Here is an 18,154-nt window from a genome sequence, read left to right on the forward strand (position 1 = left end):
AGAGAGCCAGCATCATGCCCGCCGCCACGCCCGGAACACCCAGCCTGCTGCGCGCCATGAACGACCGGGCCGCGCTCGAGCTGCTCATGACGCACGGACCGCTGTCCCGGACCCGGATCGGACATCTGACGGGGCTGTCCAAGCCCACCGCCTCCCAGCTCCTGGCCCGCCTGGAGGCGGCCGGCCTCGTCGTCGCCACCGGCACCGACGGCGGTCGCCCGGGCCCCAACGCCCAGCTCTACGAGGTGAACCCGCGGGCCGCGCACGTCGGCGGCCTCGACGTCACACCGGACCGGGTGCTGGCTGCCGTCGCCGATGTCACCGGGGCCGTCGTCGGCACGCACGAGGTCCCGTACTCCCCGGACAAGGACGTCATCGAGCAGGTCGCCGAAGCCCTCGGCGGAGCCGTCAAGGCCGCCGGGCTGCACCGCTCGGACCTGCACCGGGTGGTCATCGCCACGCCGGGCGCCTTCGACCCCCAGACCGGCCGGCTGCGCTACGCCAGCCACCTCCCCGGCTGGCACTCCCCCACGCTCCTCGAGGAACTGGCGGCGGCCCTGCCGATGCCCGTCGAGTACGAGAACGACGTCAACCTCGCCGCCGTCGCGGAGCAGCGCCGCGGCGCCGCCCGCGGCCACGAGGACTTCGTCCTGCTGTGGAACGAGGACGGGCTCGGCGCCGCCCTGGTGCTGGGCGGGCGGCTGCACCGCGGCTGGACCGGCGGCGCGGGCGAGGTCGGCTTCCTGCCCGTGCCCGGGCACCCCCTGGTCCGCCAGGTCGCCCGCGCCAACACCGGCGGCTATCAGGAGCTCGCCGGCGCCCAGGTGGTCCCCGGGCTCGCCGCGAGCCTCGGCGTCGAGGCGGAGCCGCTGCCGCCCGCCGAGCGTCCGCACAGCGCGGAGGTGGCCGCCGCCGTGGCGCTGCTCGCGCGGGCCGCGGCCGCGCCCGAGGGGGCGAACCTGCGCTTCCTCCAGTCGTACGCCACCCTGCTGGCCACCGGTCTCGCCTCGCTCGTCGCCGTGCTCGACCCGGAGATCGTGGTGCTCTCCGGGGCCGTGATCGCCGCCGGCGGCGACCCGCTGCGCGGCCTGCTGGAGGCCGAGCTCGCCGAACTGGCCCCCTCCCGGCCCCGGCTGGTCTCCGGCGAGGTGCGCGAGCGCCCGGTGCTGCGCGGCGCGCTGGAGAGCGCGCTGGCCACCACCCGCGAAGAGGTGTTCGACACCACCCGCTGACCGGCCCGCCGAAGCCGCGCGCCCCCTGAACCGGCCCGCCGAACCGGCGCGCCCGACCGCCCGCCGTCCGGACGACCCGCCCGGACGGCGGCACCGCACCACCGCACGCACCACCGCACGCTCCACCCCCGTTCCACCGCTCGCCCTGCTGCACACCTCCCAGGAAGCCCCCCGCGCAGAGAGTGACACCGACATGCCCAGAAGCTCCCGCCTGTCCTCCGCGGCCGCCGCGGCCGCCGCCCTCACGGCGATATCCCTGCTGGCCACCGCGTGTACCGGCGCCACCGGCGACGCGGCGGGCGACGACCCCGCCAAGGACGTCACGATCAACTTCTGGCACGGCTGGTCCGCGCCCGGCGAGGTCAAGGCCATCGAGGAGAACATCGAGCGGTTCGAGGCGGCGCACCCGAACATCAAGGTCAAGGTCACCGGCAACATGACCGACGACAAGATCAACCAGTCGCTGCGGGCGGGCGGGGACAAGGCCCCGGACGTGGTGTCCTCCTTCACCACCGACAGCGTGGGCAAGTTCTGCAACTCGGGCGCCTTCGCCGACCTCGACCCGTTCCTGGAGAAGTCCGAGGTCGACAAGGCGAAGGTCTTCCCGCAGTCGCTGCTGAGCTACACCTCGTACCAGGGCAACCAGTGCACGCTGCCGCTGCTGCACGACGCCTACGGCCTGGTCTACAACAAGGACGCTTTCGAAGCGGCCGGCATCACCGCCCCGCCCAAGACCTGGAGCGAGTTCACCGAGGTCGCGCAGAAGCTCACCAAGAGCAAGGGCGACTCGTACGAGCGCGTCGGCATCATGCCCACCTTCCACGGCTACGAGACCACCCCGATGCGGCTGGCGGCGCAGTGGGGCGCGACGTACTTCGCCGCCGACGGCACGTCCAACCTGGCCCGGGACCCGGCCTTCACCAAGATGCTGACCGCGCAGAAGGACCTGGTCGAGAAGCTCGGCGGGTACGAGAAGCTGGAGAAGTTCCGGGCCTCCTTCGGCGACGAGTGGGGCGCCGAACACCCCTTCCACAAGGGCCAGGTCGCCATGCAGGTGGACGGCGAGTGGCGGCCGAACATGGCCCGGGAGGCGGGCGTGACCTTCGAGATCGGCACCGCGCCGCTGCCCGTGCCCGACGACCTCGTCGCCGACTACGGCAAGGGCTACGTCTCCGGCACGATCATGGGCATCGCCGCGGGCAGCAGGAAGCAGAACGCGGCCTGGGAGCTGGTGAAGTACATGACCACCGACACCGAGGCGGTGGTGGCCTTCGCCAACGGCATCCACAACGTGCCCTCCACCATCGAGGCGCTGGCCTCGCCGAAGCTCCAGGTGGACGAGAACTTCAAGACCTTCCTCGACATCGCCCGGCACCCGAAGTCGAGCACCACCCCGCCGCAGGCGGACGGCGGCACCTACCAGCTGACCTTCACCGACCTGGCCTACCAGCACGAGAAGGGCGCGGTCGCCGACCTGCCGGGCGCCCTCGCCAGGACGGACGCGCAGATCGACACGGACATCGCGAAGGCGAAGTAGCCCTCGGATGATTACCGACACCCTTCGGGCGAAGCGCCGCCGGTCGGCCCTCGTGGCGAAGCGCAGGAGAACGGCGCTCCGGACCCTGGCCTTCATGGCGCCCTGGCTGATCGGGTTCGCCGTCTTCTTCGCCTACCCGCTCCTGTCCACCGTGTACTTCTCCTTCACCAAGTACGACGGCTTCCGGCCCCCCGTCTTCAACGGCCTGGACAACTGGACGTACGTGTTCACGCAGTACCCGCAGTTCTGGCCGGCGATGCGCAACACCCTGTGGCTGGTCGTGGTGATGGTGGCCTGCCGGGTCGTCTTCGGACTCGGCGTCGGCCTGCTCATCACGAAGGTCAAGACCGGGACCGGGATCTTCCGCACCCTGTTCTACCTGCCGTACCTGGCCCCGCCGGTGGCCGCCACCCTGTCGTTCGTCTTCCTGCTGAACCCCGGCACCGGCCCGGTCAACACCCTGCTGGACGGGGCGGGCCTGCCGCAGCCCGGCTGGTTCACCGACGCCGACTGGTCCAAGCCCGCCCTGACCATGCTCGCGGTATGGGGCGTCGGCGACCTGATGGTGATCTTCATGGCCGCGCTGCTCGACGTACCGAAGGAGCAGTACGAGGCGGCCGAGCTGGACGGCGCCGGGGCCTGGCAGCGCTTTCGCCACATCACCCTGCCGAACATCTCGCCGATCATCCTGTTCGCCGTGGTGACCGGCGTGATCCAGGCCATGCAGTACTACACCCAGCCGCTGGTCGCGGGGAAGGTGGCGGCCGGCGTGATCGGCGGCTCCGGCCAGCAGTTCGAGCCGGGCTACCCCGACAAGTCCACGCTCACCCTGCCGCAGATCGTCTACAACACCGGCTTCCAGCGCTTCGACTACGGCACCGCCTGTGTGCTCGCCCTCGTCCTGTTCACCCTCTGCATGGCCTTCACCGCCCTGCTGATGCGCCGCCGCGGCGGCCTGATCGGAGGTGGGCACCGATGACGCCCGCGCACCGGCGCACCGCCGTACTCCAGTGGATCGCCGTGCACTCGCTCGCGATCGCCGCCGCGCTGTTCTTCGTCCTGCCCTTCGTCTTCGTCTTCCTGACCTCGCTGATGACCGATCAGCAGGCGCTCACCCGCGACCTGGTGCCCGACACCTGGGTCTGGGAGAACTACGCCAAGGTGTGGGACACCCCGGGCTTCCTGACCTGGTGGCGCAACACCCTGCTGTACGCGGGGCTCGGCACGGTGCTGACCGTGGCGTCCTCGATCCCGGTGGCCTACGCGCTCGCCAAGTTCCGCTTCCGCGGGCAGCGGGTCTCGATGCTGCTGGTCATCGCCATGATGATGCTGCCGCCCCAGGTCGTGATCATCCCGATGTACCTGTTCTGGGCCCAGCAGCTGGACCTCTCGGGCACCCTGTGGCCGCTGATCATCCCGCTGGCCTTCGGCGACGCCTTCTCCATCTTCCTGCTCCGGCAGTTCCTGCTGACCATCCCCGACGAGTACCTGGACGCGGCCCGCGTCGACGGCTGCGGCGAACTGCGCGCCCTGCTGCGGGTCGTGCTGCCGATGGCGAAGCCGGGCATCGCCGCGGTCGCGCTGTTCTCGTTCTTCTCCCTGTGGAACGACTACTTCGGCCCGCAGATCTACGCCTCCGACAATCCGGCCGCCTGGACCCTCAGCTACGGCCTGGAGTCCTTCAAGGGCGCGCACCACACCAACTGGAACCTGACCATGGCCGCGACCGTGCTGGTCATGGCCCCGGTGATCGTCCTCTTCTTCTTCGCCCAGAAGGCGTTCGTCGAGGGAGTCACCCTGACCGGAGTGAAAGGCTAGGCATGAAACTCGCAGTGGTGGGCGGCGGTTCCACCTACACCCCCGAGCTGATCGACGGCTTCGCGCGGCTGCGCGACACCCTGCCCGTCAGCGAGCTGGTGCTGATCGACCCCGCCGCCGAACGGCTGGAGCTGATCGGCGGCCTGGCCCGGCGCATCTTCGCCCGGCAGGGGCACCCCGGGCGGATCACCACCACCTCCGACCTCGACGCCGGGGTCGAGGGCGCCGACGCCGTCCTGATCCAGCTGCGCGTCGGCGGCCAGGCCGCCCGCCTGCGGGACGAGACCTGGCCGCTGGAGTGCGGCTGCGTCGGGCAGGAGACCACGGGCGCCGGGGGGCTCGCCAAGGCGCTGCGCACCGTCCCGGTCGTCCTCGACATCGCCGAACGGGTCCGGCGGGCCAGCCCGGACGCCTGGATCATCGACTTCACCAACCCGGTCGGCATCGTCACCCGCGCCCTGCTCCGGGCCGGCCACAAGGCCGTCGGCCTGTGCAACGTCGCGATCGGCTTCCAGCGCAAGTTCGCGGCCCTGCTGGACCTGGCACCGGCCGACATCCACCTGGACCACGTGGGGCTCAACCACCTGACCTGGGAGCTGGGGGTGCGCCGGGGCGGCCCGGACGGCGAGGACCTGCTGCCGCGGCTGCTCGACGGGCACGCGGAGGCCATCGCCGCGGACATCCGCCTGCCGCGGGCCGTCCTGGACCGGCTGGGCGTCGTACCGTCCTACTACCTGCGGTACTTCTACGCGCACGACGAGGTGGTGCGCGAGCTGGCCGCCAAGCCGTCGCGGGCGGCCGAGGTCGCCGCGATGGAGCGGGAGCTGCTCGCCCTGTACGGGGACCCCGCGCTGGACGAGAAGCCCGCGCTGCTGGCCCGGCGCGGCGGGGCCTTCTACTCGGAGGCGGCCGTGGACCTGGCGGCCGCGCTGCTGGGCGACGGGAACGGCGGCGGACCGGCCGTCCAGGTGGTCAACACGCTCAACAACGGCACCCTGCCCTTCCTGCCGGACGACGCGGTCGTCGAGGTCCAGGCACGGGTGGACGGCTCGGGACCGCGTCCGCTGGCCGTGCCCGCGCTGGACCCGCTGTACGCCGGGCTGATCGCGCACGTGACGGCGTACGAGGACCTCGCCCTGGACGCGGCCCTGCGCGGCGGCCGCGAGCGCGTCTTCCGGGCGCTGCTGGCCCACCCGCTGGTGGGTCAGACCGACCGTGCCGAGGGGCTGGCGGACCGGCTCCTCGCGCACAACAAGGAGCACCTGCCATGGGCGTGACCCGGCCCCGGAACGCGGCGGTGCTGGCCATCGACGCCGGGAACAGCAAGACGGACGTGGCGCTCGTCGGCCCGGACGGCTCGGTGCTGTGCTCCGGTCAGGCCGGGGGCTTCCAGCCGTCCCGGACGGGGGTGGCCGGGGCCGTCGACGTGCTGGCGGAGGCGATGGCAGCCGCGGGGCTGGACCCCCGCGCGGGGGGCGGGCCGTACGCCGAGCACGTGTCCGCCTGCCTGGCCAACGCCGACTTCCCGGTGGAGGAGCGGAACCTGGCGGCCGAGATCCGGCGCCGCGACTGGGCCGGCTCCACGGCGGTGTACAACGACACCTTCGCGCTGCTGCGGGCCGGACTGCCCGCGGGCGCCGGGCCGCGCGGGGTCGCGGTGGTGTGCGGGGCGGGCATCAACTGCGTCGGGATGACCCCGGACGGGCGGACGGCCCGCTTCCCCGCGGTCGGCCGGATCTCCGGCGACTGGGGCGGCGGGGGCGGACTGGCCGAGGAGGCCCTGTGGTGGGCGGCCCGGGCCGAGGACGGCCGGGGCGAGCCGACCGAGCTGGCCCGGGCACTGCCGGCGCACTTCGGGCAGGACTCCATGTACGCGCTGATCGAATCGCTGCACCTGGGCCGGATCCCGGGCGGGCGGCGGCACGAGCTGGCCCCGCTGCTGTTCTCGGTGGCGGCCGCCGGGGACCCGGTGGCCGTGTCGCTGGTGCACCGGCAGGCGGACGAGGTCGTGGCGATGGCGGCGGTGGCGCTGGCCCGCCTGGAGCTGCTCGGCGAGGACGCGCCCGTGGTGCTCGGCGGCAGCGTGCTGGCCGCCCGGCATCCGCAGCTCGACGCCCGGATCACGGCGGGTCTCGCCGAACGGGCGCCGCACGCCCGGGTGTCGGTGGTGACGGCTCCCCCGGTCCTGGGGGCCGGGCTGCTGGGGCTGGACGCGCTCGGGTCCCCGGACGGCGCCCACGGAAAACTCCGTGCCCATTTCGGGTGAACCCGCCCCGGAGGGCGGCCGGTCTGGAACCGTGGCGGTCATCCGGACGTATTCACGGTGAAGGGGTGGGACCCGCGCGCCCAGGAGCGGATCTCCCAAGATCCGGCACCGGGTGGTGTGGCCGACCGTCGATACGGCCATACTGCTGCGGAGCAAGGACCAAGGGGGAGGTCACGGTGGCTGTCACATCACGCGCGCCCGCGCCCGGGGGCGGCGGCGCCGTGCCGCCGGGCGGGCCGCCGGCCGCCCCGCCCGGGGCGCCGCCGGGGCGCAGGACCGCCTGGGCCGAGGGGGTGGAGCAGCTGCGCCGCGCGGCCACGACCGAGCCCGGCCGGCTGAGGATCATCGGCGCCGTACTGGCCGCCCTGCTCGTGCTGTTCGGCGCGGTGGGCCTGTGGGAGGTCTCCGGCCGCAGCACCGCCGCCGGGGACGTCGTGGGCCGCAGCCAGCCGCTGAGCGCGGACGCGGCGAGCCTGTACCGCTCCCTCGCGGACGCCGACACGGCCTCCTCCAGCGGCTTCCTGCTGGGCGCCGCGCAGGAGCGCGAGGTCCGCCTGCGGTACGAGAAGGACATCGCCAACGCCTCCCGGCTGCTGGTCAGCGCCGCCGCGAACACCGGCGGCAGCCAGGACTCCCGCGAGCAGATCACCCTGCTGAGCGAGCAGCTGCCGCGCTACACCGGCCTGATCGAGCAGGCCCGCGCGGCCAACCGGCAGGGCCTGCCGCTGGGCGGGGCCTACCTCCGGTACGCCAACGAGCAGATGACCACCCAGCTGCTGCCGGCCGCTCAGCGGCTGTACGAGGCGGAGACCGGGCGCCTCTACACGGACTACGACGACTCCCGGTCCTGGCCGCTGGCCTCGCTCGCCGCGGGCCTGGTCTCGCTCGCCGCGCTGGTGTGGGCGCAGCGGCGCGACTACCGCCGTACGAACCGGGTCTTCAACCACGGGCTGCTGGCGGCCACGGCCGCCTCCGTGGTGGTGCTGCTGTGGCTGGCCGTGGGGCACACGGTGGCGCGGGCGTCGCTGAACGAGGCCCGCGCGCAGGGGCAGGAGTCGCTGAAGGTGCTCAACGACGCGCGGATCGCCTCGCTCCAGGCGCGGGCCGGCGAGAACCTGACGCTGATCGCACGCGGCGCCGTGCTGGCCGCGGACACGAAGTCGGACAAGTACGACGTGGACTTCACGACGAACATGAAGGAACTGGACGCCGGGCTGGCGGTCGCCCTGCGGCTGGCCGACGACGAGGCCGGCCGCGCGCCCGTGACCCGCGCCGCGGACGGCGTGAAACTGTGGAAGCAGCGGCACACGGCGGCCCGGGAGGCGGACTTGAAGGGGGACTACGAGTCCGCGCTGGTGCAGGTCGTCGGGGACAAGGACCACAAGGACAGCAGCGGGGCCGCGTTCGACACGGTGGACGCCTCCCTGGAACAGGCGGTGGCCCACGAGCAGCGGGAGTTCACCCGGGCGGCCCGGGGCGGACTGGGCGCACTGGACGGCCTGCTGACCGGCACGGCGGTCCTCGCCGTCGTCGGCGCGGCGGCGGCCCTGCTCGGCATCGGGCGCAGGCTTTCGGAGTACAGGTGAGCGCGATGCGGACACGGGCGGTGCGGGCCTTCGAGGACGCCGGGGGCAGTGCGGACCAGCCGGGCGCGCCGTCCGCCCTGCGGCGGGCGGCGGGCCGGCTGCGCGGCTGGGGCGGGGTGAGCGCGATGGCCGTGGCCTGTGCGGTGACCGCCGCGACCGTGCTGCTGCCGCTGGCCAGTGCGGCGCCGGACGCCGCGGGCGGCGCGGCGGTCCGCGGGCCCGTGTCGACGGCGGCGGCCCCGGCGGCGCCCCTCGACACCTGCCAGGACCCGGAGGCCAGCCTGCGCCCGTCGGGCCTGGACGGCGCGGCGATAGCCCGGATCAAGGCGGCGGGCAAGCTCGTCGCGGGCGTGGACCAGAACAGCTTCCGGTGGGGCTATCGCAACCAGGCCGAGGACGGCGGCGGGCTCGACGGCTTCGACATCGACCTGGTGAAGGCCATCGCCCAGGACATCCTCGGCGATCCGAACGCGGTGATCTACCGGGCCATCCCGACCAGCCAGCGCATCCCGGCGCTCCAGGAGGGCCGCGTCGACATCGTGGTGCGGACCATGACCATCAACTGCAAGCGGCTGGAGGAGGTCGCCTTCTCGACGGCCTACTTCGAGGCCGGGCAGCAGGTGCTGGCCCCCAGGGGCTCGAAGATCACCGGGTACGACACCTCGCTGAGGGACCAGCGGATCTGCTTCGCGGCCGGCTCCACGGCCGAGGCGACCCTGAAGGCCCAGTCGTACGGCTCGGTGCCGGTCACCGTGCCCAACCAGCTGGACTGCCTGGTCCGCCTCCAGCTGGGCGAGGTCGACGGCATCGTCACGGACAACGCCCTCGCGGCCGGCCAGGCCGCGCAGGACCCGTCGGTGCGGCTGGTCGGCTCGCCGTTCACCCGCGAGTTCTACGGCGTGGCGATGAACAAGGACGCCTCCGACCTGGTGCGCCGGGTCAACAAGGTGCTGGAGGAGTACCGTTCGGGCGGCGACGAGAGCCGCTGGATGAAGTCGTACCTCAAGCACCTGCAACCGGTGCTGCCCGGCGTGACCGCGCCGCCCGCCCCCAAGTACCGGGACGGCTGAGGCCGGTGGCGGGCACGGAGTCGGACACGGAAGCGGAGGCACAGTCGTTGGAGTCGTGGTCGTCGGCAGTGATGGACCGGGACGGCGTCGACCGTGCCCTGACCCGGCTGGGCGCCGAGCACGAGGCCGTCGAGACCTCGCTGCTGGCCCTCCAGGACCACGCGGGGCGCCGGCTGCTGGAGGGCGCCGGGCTGACCGGGGTCACCAAGGAGCGGTGGGCGGCCGCCGACGCGGACATCACCCGGCTGTGGACGTACTTCGACGCCTACAGCGGGGCCCTGGCCGCCGCCCGGGAGATCCGTGAGCGGCGCCGCTGGCCGAACCGCGAGGACCTGGTCGAGCTGACCGAGCGGCTGCGCGGGCCCGGGGTGCTGATCGCGGGCGCCGCCGTGGAGGGCGCCGGACTGGCGGAGCGGTTCTCGCTCGCCGAGCTGGTGGCCCGGATGAACGAGCTGTACGCGCGCTCGCTGGACGTGGTGGTCGCCGCGGACGCGGTGTGGTCGGCGCTGCCCGCCCGGATCGACCTGCTCGCGGCCGAGCTGCACCGCACCCGCTCGCTGGCCCACTCGGTGGGGGTGCGGCCGGGCGAGCACCCCTCGGGCGACGACCTGGAGACCATCACCGCCGAGCTGGCCGAGCTGCGGGCCGAGGTGATCGCGGACCCGCTGGCCTTCTGGGTGCCGGCGGCGCCGGGGAGCTCCGCGCCCGGCGGCGGCCGCCCGGACACCCGGCGCTACGACCGGGCCGCGCTCGCGCTGGAGGACGTACGCCGGGAGGTCGAGGCCGTGCTGGACGTCCGGCAGGACGCCGAGCAGCGGCTGATCAGCCTGCGGGACGTGCTCTCGCGGGCCGACCGGACCCTGGCGGAGGCGCGGACCGCCCGCGGCGAGGTACTGGCGAAGATCGCCGCGTCGGAGGTGCCCGCCGTGAGCGGCCCGCCGACGGTGCTGCAGGAGCAGCTCGCTGCGGCGGCCGAGCACCGCCGCCAGTCCCGCTGGCACCGGCTCTCCCCGCTGCTGGAGTCCCTGGAGGAGCGGGCCGAGGAGGAACTGCGCCGGGCCCGCGAATCGTTGACCGCGGTGACGGCGCCTCTCGCGGTGCGGGCCGAGCTGCGCGGGCGGCTCGACGCCTACAAGGCGAAGGTGGCCCGGCACGGGCTGGCGGAGGACCCGCTGCTGATCGAGCGGTACGACACGGCCCGGCGGATGCTGTGGAGCGCGCCCTGCGACCTGCGGGCCGCCGAGCAGGCCGTCCTGCGCTACCAGCAGGCCGCGGCCGAGGCGGTGCGGGGCGCGGGGGCCTCCGGAAAGGAAGGCGCATGAGCCTGATCGGAACGGGGTGTGCCCGGCGCGGCTGCCCGGGGGCGTACGAGGACATGGGCGCCGGCGAGGTCTACTGCGACACCTGCGGGCTGGCGCCGATCGGCTCGGTCGCGGGGGGCGCGGAGGAGCTGGTGTCGCCGCCGACGGGGATGACGAGCGCGGCCCGGGGCTCCGCCGGATCGGGCGGGCGCACCGGCTCCGCCGGATCGGCCGGGTCCCGTGGGTCGACGGGCTCGCAGGGGTCGCACGGCTCGGCGCGCTCCTCGGCCTCGGCGCGCTCGTCCGCGTCCCGCCGCTCCGTGTCGGGGCGGCTCTCGCGCGCCCTGTCGGGCCCGGCGTCCACCCGTTCGGTGTCGGTGCGCAGTTCGGGCTCGGCGCCCTCGTCCTCGGGGCGCGGGCGGCTCGGCGCCGGACTGGTCAAAGTACCGGAAGTGCCGCGTCCGGATCCTGCGGCCGCCGTCCTGGAGAACCCGGAGGTGCCCGAGCGCAAGCGGTTCTGCTCGCGCGCCGACTGCGGGGCCCCGGTGGGGCGGGCCCGGGGCGACCGACCCGGGCGGACGGAAGGGTTCTGCACCAAGTGCGGGCACCCGTACTCCTTCGTGCCCAAGCTGCGCGCGGGCGAGGTGGTGCACGGCCAGTACGAGGTGGCGGGCTGTCTCGCCCACGGCGGCCTCGGCTGGGTGTACCTGGCGGTGGACCGGGCGGTGTCGGACCGCTGGGTGGTCCTCAAGGGCCTGCTGGACACCGGTGACGAGGACGCGATGGCGGCCGCGATATCGGAGCGGCGCTTCCTCGCGGAGATCGAGCACTCCAACATCGTGCGGATCTACAACTTCGTGGAGCACCTGGACCAGCGGACCGGTTCGCTGGACGGGTACATCGTCATGGAGTACGTGGGCGGCAAATCGCTGAAGGAGATCGCGAACGAGCGGCGCCGGCCGGACGGGCGGCGCGATCCGCTGCCGGTGGAGCAGGCCTGCGCGTACGGCATCGAGGCGCTGGAGGCGCTCGGCCACCTGCACAGCCGCAACCTCCTGTACTGCGACTTCAAGGTCGACAACGCGATCCAGCAGCAGGACCAGCTGAAGCTGATCGACATGGGCGCGGTGCGGCGGATGGACGACGAGGAGTCGGCCATCTACGGCACGGTGGGCTACCAGGCCCCGGAGGTCGCGGAGCTGGGCCCCTCGGTCGCCTCCGACCTGTACACGGTGGCGCGCACCCTGGCCGTGCTGACCTTCGACTTCCAGGGCTACACCAATGTGTTCGTGGACTCGCTGCCGGACCCGGAGCACATCGAGGTGTTCGGGCGGTACGAGTCCTTCTACCGGCTGCTCGTCCGGGCCACCGATCCGGATCCGGGGCGGCGGTTCGCCTCCGCGCAGGAGATGGCGGACCAGCTGACCGGCGTGCTGCGGGAGGTCGTCGCCCTCCAGACGGGCCGGCCGCGGCCGCAGCTGTCCACCCTGTTCGGCCCGGAGACCCGCGTCCCGGACACCCGGCTCTTCGCGGACACGGACCCGGCGGTCTCCCGCCTGGGCCTGCGCCGACCGGCCTCCCGGCGGGGCGGCGGCCTCTTCCCGTCGCGCGGCCGCCGCGGACCCGCCGCCCCACCGGGTACACCGGCAGGCGCGGCCGCGCCGGGAACCCCCCGGCCGGGGGGCCTCGCCGTGCCCCCGGCGACTCCCGCCCAGGGAGCGCCGGGCGGCCCCGCGCCGCTCCCGGCTGGGACGCCCGGCGCGTGGGCGCAGGCGCCCGGGGGTGGTGGCCATCCTGGCGGGGCCCCCTCTGCGGGGCCGGCCGGTGCCGGGCCGCAGGGCTCGGGTGGGCTTCCCCTGCGCGCGGGTACGCCCGGAACCCCGGGCGTACCCGAGCCGCTCGCAGCCGGGGCCCCTGGCCCGTGGGCGCCGGAGCCGCAAGCTCCCGGCGGGCTTCCGCTGCACGCGGGCACTCCCGCGCCCGGAACCCCGGGCGGCCTCGCGCCGATCACAGCCGCGGCCCCCGGCCCTTGGGCTCAGGCGCCCGGCGGCGCCGGCCTGCCCGCCGGGGCCGCCCAGGCGGGGGCGGCCGGGCCGCAGGCCCCCGGCGGGGCTTCCGCCCTGTCGGGGCACGCCGAGGGCGGGATCGGGAGCAGTGCCACGCATGTGGCGGCGGTGCCCGGGCCCCGGCCCGCGCCCGCGGCCGCGGCCGTGGCCGTGGTGGCGGCTCCGGTCCGGGGGGCGGGGCTGGCACCCGCGCCCGGTCCCCCCGCGGGAGCGGCCCGGCGGGACGCCGCGCTGGCGCTGCCCGTACCCCTGGTGGACCCGGCCGACCCCAACGCCGGTTTCCTGACCGGCCTGCTGGCCTCCGCACCCGGCGACCTCCTGGGCGCCCTCGGCTCGGCGCCGTCCGATTCGGCCGAGCTGCGGCTGCGGGAGCTGCGGGCCCGGCTCGAGCTGGGCGAACTGGCCGCGGCCTCCGCCTCCCTGCGGGAGCTGGAGGCGCGCCACCCCGACGACTGGCGCGTGGTGTGGGCCCGCGGCGTCGCCTCCCTGGCCGCCGGGGAGGACGAGATCGCGGCCCTGTCCTTCGACGCGATCTACGACGCCTTCCCCGGCGAGCCCGCGCCGAAGCTGGCGCTGGGGCTGTGCGCGGAGGTCCTCGGCCAGCTGGACAACGCCGCCGAGTACTACCGGCTCGTCTGGACCACCGACCCCGGGTTCGTGAGCGCCGCCTTCGGGCTGGCCCGGGTCCGGCTCGCCGCGGGCGACCGGGCCGGAGCCGTGCTCGCACTGGAGTCCGTGCCCGAGGCCTCCATCCACTACACCGCCGCCCGGGTGGCCGCCGTACGGGCACGTCTGCGCGACCGGTCCCCGCAGGAGCCCCTGTTGGCCGACCTGACGGCGGCCGCCGGGCAGGTGGAGGCGCTGCGGACGTTCGGGCTGGATCCCGAGCGCCACGAGCGGCTCACGACGGAAGTTCTGGGCTCGGCCCTCGACTGGGTACTGTCGGGTAGCCGGGGTTCCGATCCCGGAAGCACCTCGCTGCTCGGCAGCCAACTGGACGAACGCGGCCTGCGCTTCGGACTGGAGCGCTCGTACCGCGTGCTCGCACGGCTGGCGCGGCGGGGCGAGGAGAGGATCGAACTGGTGGAGCGGGCAAACCGTTTCCGTCCCCGGACGTGGGTGTGAGTGATGTCGATGCATCGGCTGTCGGGCTGCCCCTGCTGCGCGGAACCCCTTGAGGAGGGTGACCGTTTCTGCGGCGTCTGCGGCTATGCCGTGACCGCCCCTCCCCCGGCGGCCCCGGCCGCGGACCACCCCACCGTCCCCCTCCCCTCGCCCCCGCCGGCGCCACCGGCGCCACCGGCGCCACCGGCCCCGCCGGCCGCCGCGAGCGGGCACGGGACCTCGGCACCCGGCGGTTCCCACGCCGGCCCCGAGCCCGCCCCGGGCTGGGGCAGCGTCGCCTCCGCCGCCCCGACCCTGGTCGGAGAGGCGGGCGGCTGGGCGCTCACCCCGGCGGAACCCGATCCGGACCGGGAACCGGGCAACGGCCCGCCGCCGGGGACGGGCCCGGAGCCCGGACACACCCCCGAGCCCGGACACACCCCCGAGCCCAGGCACGCCCCGCAGCCCGGCCACGCCCGGGATCCGCACCCCGCCGACGTCCCGTACGCCGCCACCGGCCACGACGGCCCGCACGGCACCCCCACGCCTCCCGAGGGCACCCCGTGGGCCGCCGCGGAGCACCCGTACGGCGCCGGGGCCGACGACCCGCAGACCCCCCGCGACCTGCCCGCCGGCGGCGCGACGCCGCGGGAAGGGACCCCCTGGACCACGGGCGAAGCCCCGTACGAGGCCCCCGGCCCCGCGCACCCCGCCGCCCCGGCCGAGGCCCCGCAGGGCGCCGGCGGGAAGACCTGCGTCGCCTGCCGCACCGGGTACGTGGACACCGACGGCTACTGCGAGCACTGCGGCCACGCCCAGCCCCGGGAGCGCGACCACCTGGAGGAGGAGCTCGGCAGCGTGGCCGCCGTCAGCGACCGCGGGCTGCGCCACCACCGCAACGAGGACGCCTTCGCGGTCGCGGCCACCGCGCTGCCCGACGGCTCCGCCGCCACCGTGGCCATCGTCTGCGACGGCGTCTCCTCCGCGAGCCGCCCCGACGAGGCATCGGCCGCGGCGGCCGCCGCGGCCAACGAGTACCTGCTCGACGCGCTCCCGCGCGGCGCCCACCCCCAGGAGGCCATGCACGAGGCGATCCTGGCCGCCGCCGCGGCGGTCAACGCCCTGGCCCCGGAGGTGCCCGGCGCGCAGAACGCCCCCGCCTGCACGCTGGTCGGCGCCGTCGTCAGCGAGGGGCTGCTCACCATCGGCTGGGTGGGCGACAGCCGCGCGTACTGGGTCCCGGACGACCGCGCCGCCCTGTCCCGCCGGCTCACCGAGGACGACTCCTGGGCCGCCCAGATGGTCTCGGCCGGCCTGATGGGCGAGGCCGAGGCCTACGCCGACGTCCGCGCACACGCCATCACCGGCTGGCTCGGGGCCGACGCGTACGACCTCGAACCGCACACCGCCGTCTTCAAGCCGGACCACGCCGGCGTGGTCGTCGTCTGCACCGACGGCCTGTGGAACTACGCGGAGGCCGCCCGGGACCTGGCCCAGGTGCTGCCCCCGGACGCCGCCGTCCGGCCCCTGCACAGTGCGCAGGTCCTGGTGGGTCACGCCCTGGACGGCGGCGGCCACGACAACGTCACCGTCGCCCTCGTGCCGTTCGCCGCGCCGCCCGAAGCGGAAGCGGGGCCGGGGGACGGGCGGGGCGCCGAACCGGAACCGGGCGCGCGTCCCGGAGCGGAACCGCAAGCGGAAGCGTCTCCCCGGGCCTGACCCGCCCGACTCGCCTGTCCGAGCCCCTAGGAGCCCCACCGATGGCGAACTTCGCCAAGCCCAGCGCCCCGCGCTTCAGCGTGGAGGTGTACCAGAACGAGTTCCTCCCCCAGGGCGGGCGGGACGTCCACGCCATCGTCACGGTCACCTCCACCGGTGGCGCCACCGCCACCCGCGCGGCGGCCGACCGGGGCGCGGCGGCCGTCGTGATCATGGTCGACTGCTCGGGTTCCATGGAGTACCCGCCGGAGAAGATGCGCGGCGCCCGCGAGGCGACGGCCGCGGCCGTGGACACCCTGCGCGACGGCACCTCGTTCGCCGTGATCGCCGGTACGCACGTGGCGAAGGAGGTGTACCCGGGCCAGGGCCGCCTCGCCGTCGCCGACCCGGTGACCCGCGCCCGGGCCAAGGAGGCGCTGCGCGGGCTCAGCTCCGGCGGCGGCACCGCCATCGGCACCTGGCTGCGGCTGGCCGACGGCCTGCTGCGGCAGTCCTCCGCCGCCATCCGGCACGGGATCCTGCTCACCGACGGCCGCAACGAGCACGAGGACCCGGCCCGGCTGCGCGCCACCCTGGACGCGTGCGCGGGCCGCTTCACCTGCGACGCCCGCGGGGTGGGCACCGACTGGGAGGTCAAGGAGGTCACCGGCATCGCGAGCGCGCTGCTCGGCTCGGCCGACATCGTGGCCGACCCGGCGCACCTCGCCGAGGACTTCACGCACATGATGGAGAACGTCATGGGCAAGGAGGTCGCGGACGTCGCGCTGCGCCTGTGGACCCCGGTCGGCGCCGAGATCCAGTACGTCAAGCAGGTCGCGCCCGCCGTCCAGGACCTGACCGCCCGCCGCACCGAGGCCGGTCCGCGGGCCGGCGACTACCCGACGGGCTCGTGGGGCGACGAGTCCCGCGAGTACCACGTGTGCGTGCGCGTCCCGAGCGCGGGCGTGGGCCAGGAGATGCTCGCCGCGCGCGCCTCGCTGGTCCTGCCGGGGGTGGCGGGCGAGCCCGCCGCCGTCCTCGCCCAGGGGCTGGTGCGGGCGGTGTGGACGGACGATCTGGCCGCCTCCACCGCCATCAACCCGCAGGTCGCCCACTACACCGGGCAGGCGGAACTGGCGCAGGCTATCCAACAGGGCCTCGAAGCCCGCAAACTGGGCGATGTGGACGGGGCGACGGCCAAGCTCGGCCGCGCCGTGCAGCTGGCGAGCGTCTCGGGAAACGCCGACACCGCCAAGCTGCTGGCGAAGGTGGTGGAGGTCGTGGACGCCGCGGCGGGTACTGTGCGGCTGAAGGCGAAGGTCGCCGACGCCGACGAGATGACCCTCGAAACGCGCTCGACGCAGACCGTCCGAGTGAAGAAGACCTGAGAGACCTGACGCGATGACGCAGGCAGAAGGGGGAAGCGCCGCCATGCCGAGCTGCCCGAACGGGCACCAGTCCGCCTCCGACGACTGGTGCGAGGTCTGCGGCCATCGCATGGCTGCCTCCGAAGGCCCCCCTGCGGCGCCTTCCTACGGCTACGGCTACCCCCCGACCGCCGGCGAGCCGACCGCCCAGGCCGAGCTCTGCCCGCAGTGCCGGACCCCGCGCGAGGCCATGGCCCCGTTCTGCGAGGAGTGCCGGTACAACTTCCTGACCCGTTCGGCGACTTCGTACGCCCCGGCATCCCCGGCCGCCCCGGACTCCGGGGTCCAGGGGCGCGGGACGGCGGGCGCGGCCCCCTCCACGCCTCCGCCGCCCGTGACGTACGCGCAGGACCACTTCGAGTACCAGGGCTCGCGTCCCTCCCGGGTCAACCGCCCGGCCGAGCCGCTGCAGCGCGAGGACGACTGGCTGCTGCCGCCTCCGGCGCACGAGCCGCCGCAGCCTCGGTACCAGCAGCAGCCCCCGCCGCCGCCCCAGCGCGAGTACCAGCAGGAATACCAACACCAGCCGCCCCAGCAGCACCAGCCGCAGCAACAGCAGCAGCACCAGCAGCAGCCGCAGCCGCAGCCGCCGCCGCAGCAGTACCAGCCCCCGCAGCAGCAGTCCTTCGCGCCGCAGGGCGGCTCTTGGAGCGCGACGATCGGCCCCGACCGCTCGTACTTCATGGCGATGATGCAGCGCAGCGGCCCCGAGGCGGCCGGGCTCAACCTGCCCGCGTACTCCCCGGAGCAGCACCTGGCGCTCGCCGGCGGCCAGATCACCATCGGCCGCCGCCGCGCCTCCACGGGCGAGTCCCCCGACATCGACCTGTCGGTGCCCCCGGAGGACCCGGGCGTCTCCCACCAGCACGCGGTCCTGGTCCAGCAGCCCGACCTCAGCTGGGCGGTGGTGGACCAGAACTCCACCAACGGCACCACCATCAACGGCGGCGAGGACCCGATCCAGCCCTACGTCCCGGTCCCGCTCGCCGACGGCGACCGCGTGCACGTGGGCGCCTGGACCACGATCACCATCCGCCGCGGCTAGCCCG

The 18,154-nt window shown here is 74.8% G+C and carries 14 protein-coding genes; 13 read left to right on the plus strand and 1 reads right to left on the minus strand.

What is annotated here, in order from left to right:
• The first annotated feature begins 14 nt into the window (after nt 1–14).
• The 9 genes from BGK67_RS13405 (at nt 15) to BGK67_RS13445 (ending at nt 10,831) form a co-directional block, all read left to right on the plus strand.
• Nucleotides 15–1,232 carry an ROK family transcriptional regulator gene (locus tag BGK67_RS13405; RefSeq protein WP_069920308.1) on the plus strand — a complete coding sequence of 406 codons (1,218 nt, stop codon included), beginning with the start codon at nt 15–17 and terminating at the stop codon, nt 1,230–1,232.
• A 193-nt stretch (nt 1,233–1,425) separates the two neighbouring features.
• A complete protein-coding gene (locus BGK67_RS13410; protein ID WP_069920309.1) occupies nt 1,426–2,769 on the plus strand; it encodes an ABC transporter substrate-binding protein in 1,344 nt (447 codons plus the stop codon).
• 7 nt (nt 2,770–2,776) lie between these two features.
• Nucleotides 2,777–3,748 carry a carbohydrate ABC transporter permease gene (locus BGK67_RS13415; RefSeq protein WP_069920310.1) on the plus strand — a complete coding sequence of 324 codons (972 nt, stop codon included), beginning with the start codon at nt 2,777–2,779 and terminating at the stop codon, nt 3,746–3,748.
• A complete protein-coding gene (locus tag BGK67_RS13420) occupies nt 3,745–4,587 on the plus strand; it encodes a carbohydrate ABC transporter permease (protein WP_069920311.1) in 843 nt (280 codons plus the stop codon). Before BGK67_RS13415 ends, BGK67_RS13420 begins: the two co-directional genes overlap by 4 nt.
• A 2-nt stretch (nt 4,588–4,589) precedes the next feature.
• The gene (locus BGK67_RS13425) at nt 4,590–5,864 is read left to right on the plus strand and encodes a 6-phospho-beta-glucosidase (protein WP_069920312.1); all 1,275 of its coding nucleotides are present in this window, start codon (nt 4,590–4,592) and stop codon (nt 5,862–5,864) included.
• On the plus strand, nt 5,855–6,853 hold the full coding sequence (locus BGK67_RS13430) for an N-acetylglucosamine kinase (RefSeq protein ID WP_069920313.1): 999 nt from the start codon (nt 5,855–5,857) through the stop codon (nt 6,851–6,853). The genes BGK67_RS13425 and BGK67_RS13430 overlap by 10 nt, the downstream gene beginning before the upstream one ends.
• Before the next feature lie 176 nt (nt 6,854–7,029).
• Nucleotides 7,030–8,439 carry a hypothetical protein gene (locus BGK67_RS13435; RefSeq protein WP_432215441.1) on the plus strand — a complete coding sequence of 470 codons (1,410 nt, stop codon included), beginning with the start codon at nt 7,030–7,032 and terminating at the stop codon, nt 8,437–8,439.
• A 125-nt stretch (nt 8,440–8,564) separates the two neighbouring features.
• On the plus strand, nt 8,565–9,509 hold the full coding sequence (locus tag BGK67_RS13440) for a glutamate ABC transporter substrate-binding protein (RefSeq protein ID WP_244291461.1): 945 nt from the start codon (nt 8,565–8,567) through the stop codon (nt 9,507–9,509).
• Between the two features lie 71 nt (nt 9,510–9,580).
• Nucleotides 9,581–10,831 carry a hypothetical protein gene (locus tag BGK67_RS13445; protein WP_069920315.1) on the plus strand — a complete coding sequence of 417 codons (1,251 nt, stop codon included), beginning with the start codon at nt 9,581–9,583 and terminating at the stop codon, nt 10,829–10,831.
• Nucleotides 10,832–10,901: 70 nt separating this feature from the next.
• On the opposite strand, the gene BGK67_RS41195 is transcribed toward BGK67_RS13445, so the two are convergent.
• On the minus strand, nt 10,902–11,252 hold the full coding sequence (locus tag BGK67_RS41195) for a hypothetical protein (protein WP_432215442.1): 351 nt from the start codon (nt 11,250–11,252) through the stop codon (nt 10,902–10,904).
• Between the two features lie 10 nt (nt 11,253–11,262).
• Between BGK67_RS41195 and BGK67_RS13450 the strand changes: the two genes are divergently transcribed.
• The 4 genes from BGK67_RS13450 (at nt 11,263) to BGK67_RS13465 (ending at nt 18,150) form a co-directional block, all read left to right on the plus strand.
• Nucleotides 11,263–14,001 carry a serine/threonine-protein kinase gene (locus BGK67_RS13450; RefSeq protein WP_432215443.1) on the plus strand — a complete coding sequence of 913 codons (2,739 nt, stop codon included), beginning with the start codon at nt 11,263–11,265 and terminating at the stop codon, nt 13,999–14,001.
• 90 nt (nt 14,002–14,091) lie between these two features.
• Nucleotides 14,092–15,699, plus strand: a complete 1,608-nt coding sequence (locus BGK67_RS36215; RefSeq protein WP_432215444.1) for a PP2C family protein-serine/threonine phosphatase — start codon at nt 14,092–14,094, stop codon at nt 15,697–15,699.
• A 41-nt stretch (nt 15,700–15,740) separates the two neighbouring features.
• Nucleotides 15,741–17,066: a vWA domain-containing protein gene (locus BGK67_RS13460; protein ID WP_069920316.1), complete on the plus strand. Its 1,326-nt coding sequence runs from the start codon at nt 15,741–15,743 to the stop codon at nt 17,064–17,066.
• A 13-nt stretch (nt 17,067–17,079) separates the two neighbouring features.
• A complete protein-coding gene (locus BGK67_RS13465; RefSeq protein WP_432215445.1) occupies nt 17,080–18,150 on the plus strand; it encodes an FHA domain-containing protein in 1,071 nt (356 codons plus the stop codon).
• Nucleotides 18,151–18,154: the final 4 nt, after the last annotated feature.

It is taken from the genome of Streptomyces subrutilus, assembly GCF_001746425.1.
GTDB lineage: Bacteria > Actinomycetota > Actinomycetes > Streptomycetales > Streptomycetaceae > Streptomyces > Streptomyces subrutilus_A.